The sequence below is a fragment of the Microcystis sp. T1-4 genome (assembly GCF_000297435.1).
Classification (GTDB): Bacteria; Cyanobacteriota; Cyanobacteriia; order Cyanobacteriales; family Microcystaceae; genus Microcystis.
In genome coordinates this window covers 1-4763 of the sequence record NZ_CAIP01000097.1, presented here as the reverse complement: position 1 = coordinate 4763, position 4763 = coordinate 1, and the positions used below count along the sequence as shown (strand labels likewise).

General features: G+C 41.8%; 2 protein-coding genes. Both read left to right on the top strand.

Annotated features, from left to right (window positions below; all coding sequences use genetic code 11):
• The first annotated feature begins 527 nt into the window (after positions 1–527).
• Entirely contained in the window at positions 528–1484 is a 957-nt protein-coding gene (locus MICAI_RS05385) for a ribonuclease Z (RefSeq protein ID WP_008198852.1), read from the top strand.
• Between the two features lie 2 nt (positions 1485–1486).
• Entirely contained in the window at positions 1487–4723 is a 3237-nt protein-coding gene (locus tag MICAI_RS05380; RefSeq protein ID WP_008198851.1) for a tubulin-like doman-containing protein, read from the top strand.
• The last annotated feature ends 40 nt before the right edge of the window (positions 4724–4763 follow it).

Genomic DNA, 4763 nt, shown 5'->3' with positions numbered 1-4763 from the left:
AACTGATAACTGACTTCTAACCCCATGTTGGTCAAAGATAAGTAAAAATTATTTATTGACTCCACAAACTTGAGAATATTTAAATTAACATTTCGCAATATTTACAAATTCTTAAGAATTAATTGAGAAAGATTTTTATTTAACAACGATGTTATCATGGTTACAGCGATTTTGCTGAATTTCATAATGGGTTTTTCTGTGCTTTTTTGGGCAGCAAGGGTTTCAACCATTGCCACACCTACAAGGTGATCCTAATTAAGACAGGTAAATGAGTCAATTTCACCCACAACGATGATCTTTTTTTTGTGTAGTTTTATTGCAAAAAAAAAGTTTTTTTGACAAAAAGCAGAAAGTATGATATGTGCGCCAACCTATTTCCGGCTGCGATTAATTATTGCAGAGTTAGGTTAAAATCAGGGGATTTCCTGTTTCCAAGAGATCAAATACAGAAAAGCAGCAATTCGATCGAGAAATCGATAAAAACAGCCTAGACTAGAAAAAGAATCCTCTATCCTGACAGCTATCCTGTGGAGATTACTTTTTTAGGAACCAGTTCTGGGGTTCCCACTCGTTCCCGCAATGTCTCTAGTATCGCCCTTCGTTTGCCGCAACGGGCGGAAATATGGCTGTTTGACTGTGGAGAAGGAACTCAACACCAGTTACTGCGTAGCGACCTGAAAAGTTCCCAAATCCGACGCATTTTTATCACCCACATGCACGGCGATCATATCTTTGGTTTAATGGGATTGTTAGCCAGTATCGGATTAGCCGGTTCTGCTCAGGATATTGATATCTACGGACCCCCCGGACTAGGGGACTATCTGCGCGCTTGTGCTAAGTATTCCTATACTAATTTCGCCAATCGGGTGCGTGTCCATCCCCTTTCCCCCGGCATACTCTACGAAGATGAAGAATTTACCGTCTCCTGTCAGCTATTAAAACATCGTATTCCCGCCCACGGTTATCGCATCGCCGAAAAAGACCGTCCTGGACGTTTTGATGTGGAAAAAGCCAACGCTTTGGGTATTCCCCCCGGACCTATTTACGGCAAGCTGAAAAAGGGGGAAACTGTCACCCTTCCCGATGGCAGAAAAATTCGCGGTCAGTCCCTCTGCGGGGAAACGGAAATCGGCCGTAAAATTGCCTATTGTACCGATACTATTTTCTGTGAAGGCTCGATCGAATTGGCACAGAATGCAGATGTGCTAATTCATGAGGCGACTTTTGCACACCAAGATGCCGGGTTAGCCTTTGAAAGTGTTCACTCCACTTCGACGATGGCAGCCCAGGTGGCTTTGGCAGCCCAGGTAAAATTGTTATTAATGACCCATTTTAGCCCCCGTTATCTACCGGGGAATTCTCTGGATATTTCCAATCTGTTAGAGGAAGCGCGGGCGATTTTTCCTAACACTAAATTAGCCTACGATTTCCTCACCTACGAAGTCCCTCGCAACCGTCAAGAAATGGCCTTAGGAGTTAAATAATTATGCCGGCAGCAGTAGAAGAAAAAAGCATGGTTCCCACGGTTTTAGTGGGTATTGGTGGCACGGGTAACGAGATTTTATCGCGCTTGCGTCGTTTAATCGAGGAAAGTTATGGCAGTTTGAGCAATTTTCCGATTGTCAGTTTTTTGGTGGTTGATACGGATAAGGATTATAAAATCAGTAATCCTGAAGCTGCCGGCAGTGCTTTTAAAGATAACGAAAAACACTGGGCCCGGGTGAGTGGAAAACAGGTACAGGAGATGGTATCTGACATGGATAGATATCCCTGGATTAATAGTTGGTTTCCCCCGGAATTAGAGAGAAATATTACTTCCCTGGAAGCGGGAGCGGGACAAATTCGCGCCTGTGGCCGTTTTGCTTTATTTTGCAATTATCATGAGATCCAAAGAAAATTTCTGGACGCAGTGAGACGGGTAAAAGGACAAGAAAACTTTATGCTCGATCGCTATGGAATTAAAGTTAATAATACTGCTATTAATGTCTTTACTACGGGTTCTTTAAACGGTGGTACAGGTAGCGGAATGTTAATCGATCTAGGCTACTGTATTCGTAATTGGTTGCGCGGGGAAAGTAGTCCTTTGAGTACGGCAATTGTTCCCACTCCTGAAGCATTTGCGGGGATTAGTGTCGGCGATCGAGTTTTGGCTAATGGTTACGCTGCCCTGATGGAATTAAATTACTTTTCTGACTACAGAACCGAATATCATCAACAGTTTAGCAGCGGTTTAGTCGATGAAGTTGTTAGTAAGCTACCCCCCTTTGATTTTACCTATTTAGTGGGGACAAAAAACGGCGAAGGGGATTTTAAACTTGGTCAAATTAGGGAAATGATCGCCCAAAATATCTTCCTAGATATGACCTCTGATTTTGCCCCCCATAAGCGTTCCATTAGAGATAATATTAAGGGTTCTTGGGCGCAAGCTGACCCGGGAGGTCGCGGTTATCCTAAGCAATTTATGAGTTTTGGGCTATCAACTATTGAAATTCCTATTGCCCAAATTCGTGCCTCCTTATCGGAACGTTTAGCCAAAGATTTAATTAATTGGTGGCTGAATGATGCAGTGATTTTACCCGCTCAAATGTTGGAGTTAGTCAGAAGTGATATCCTCAAAAGAATGCGCTTGAGCGAAGGGGAATTAATTATGGATTTATGTGCCGACAAGGATCGCTCTTTAATTGCCATAATCTCCCAATGGATTAACGAAACTCGTCAGGAAATCAATCAAGATAATTGGCTATCTTGTACAAAGCAGGGTGTTAATATTTTAGGCAATGAACAGGGAAAAATTCTGCAATTTATTGATGATTATTTAACGCCAAGAGTCGAGGAATTTAAACGCAATCATTTACTAGAATTGAGTCCCGATGAACGGCTGCACGGCGATTACCTGAAAAAGATTTATAGTAACCGGGATGAAATTATTCAACGGGGTAAAAAGTCCCTAGAAATGGAGTTTTATAATATCCTTGAAGATCGGAACCGTGGGGTAAAATTTGCCGAGAGTTTTATTGTTTCAGTACGACAAATCTTCACCGACATAGCCGAAAAATTCCGTCGCGATCAAGAACAGGTTTGGAGTCAAAACGAAAGTAAACGTCAACGGGAATACGACACAGCCTTGGCAGAAATTAATGATCTGAAAGATAAACTTCATATCTCGAAAAAAGATAAGATGGAAGAATATTGTGAACAAGCTTTAACGGGATTGGAAGGCCATTTAATGGCCAATATTCAACGAAAAACCAGAGGTGCAGGAGTAGAGGTTATTAACCGTTTACTGGAACATCTTAATCAATTAGAAAGCCGTTTTAATCGCTTTCGTCAGAAAGTAATTCAAAGTCGCGATCTATTTAATCTCCAGTCTAATCAACAGATCGATAGTGCCGATGCTTTGTTAATTAATGGGATTAAATTATTTGACAGACAAGAATTAAATGGTCTTTATCAAGACTTTATCGAACAATTTGCCTCTGGGATTGTCGGTAACAAAAACGCCTACGATACGGGTATGGATAACCTTTGTTTACCCCTCTCAGAAGAGATTTTAAAGCAATCTAGCCCCCTCTGGAAAGAAACTCGCCGTGCCGACGAAAATATGCGTTTATTTGACATCACCGAGATTGCCGATATTCGTCAAGGAGATTTTCAAAAAGTTATCCTAAATCAAGCTAATCAACTCCTACAAAATGCTCCCGCTAGTAGTCGAATTCAGCAGGAATTAGCCGCTTGCGATCGCTTGTTAAAAATCTATAACAACGATGCCGATATTATCAATAATCTTCGCATTGCTTACCAAAAATCGCGCCCCCTAATTATGCTCAATCCTGCGGTTTTGCGAGGAAAAGATGCGGGTTTTACGCCTCAATTAAATCAAAATGTTGCCCTGATTGGAGGAAGAAATACCAGTAACCCAGCAGCCCAAAAAATTATTCCGAAACTGCGGGAATTTATTGCAAACGAAGACGATATTAAACCCTTGGGAGACGTGGAAAAATATCGTCTTGTCTTCGTGCAGGAAATTGGCGGTTTTTCCCTACGTTGTCTCGAGGGAATGCGAGAACTGCGGCAATCCTATCAGGACTGGAAAGGGGAATTTATTCTCGCTAAACGCGCCCAACAAATGGGGGAAAATCGCGATTTACCCATCCCCGTGCATATCCAAAAGGAACCTCCTTTCTGGGATGTTTTTCCCGAAGATCCGAGTATTTATCAATTGGTGGTGACAGCCCGGGCTTTAAAAGTGCTTTTTCCAGAAGTCAATCGAGTCACTAATGAGAAAACAATTCGCTATGAAATTAAAACCGCAACGGGATTAAAAAAAGTCGATATCGCCACCAGTTGGGAAGATGCGGTACAGGTGTTAGAAGTAAAAGCTTGTCGCGAAGATAAGGAAAAAATTCAAAGTCAGGTGACAGCTAAGTTACAGGCTGCAGCCACTCCCGAGAAAAAACAAGCTTTGTATCGGACTTTTATCCAATATTTACAACAACGTTCCGAGGAGTTAACAGGAGGAAAAGATAATACAGAATATAAACGGGAAGATGCAATTATTTTGCAGTTAATCGATAACTATAAGTTGGATAGCGGTGGAGAAATTCCTCTTTCTCCGGTGACGGAAGTGGCTAACCCAGCTTTAATTATCTGCGGTAATTGTGGACACAAAAACCCGCCCTCGTCTAATTTTTGTTCTAAGTGTGGCGCAAAATTAGTTAAGTAGAAATTAGATTTTGGGTTTGATCCCCCCTGCCCCCCTTGAT

What these genes read in the sequence shown, in the direction of transcription:
- MICAI_RS05380 (WP_008198851.1), top strand. Translation starts at nt 1,487, where the DNA reads ATGCCGGCAGCAGTAGAAGAAAAAAGCATGGTTCCCACGGTTTTAGTG.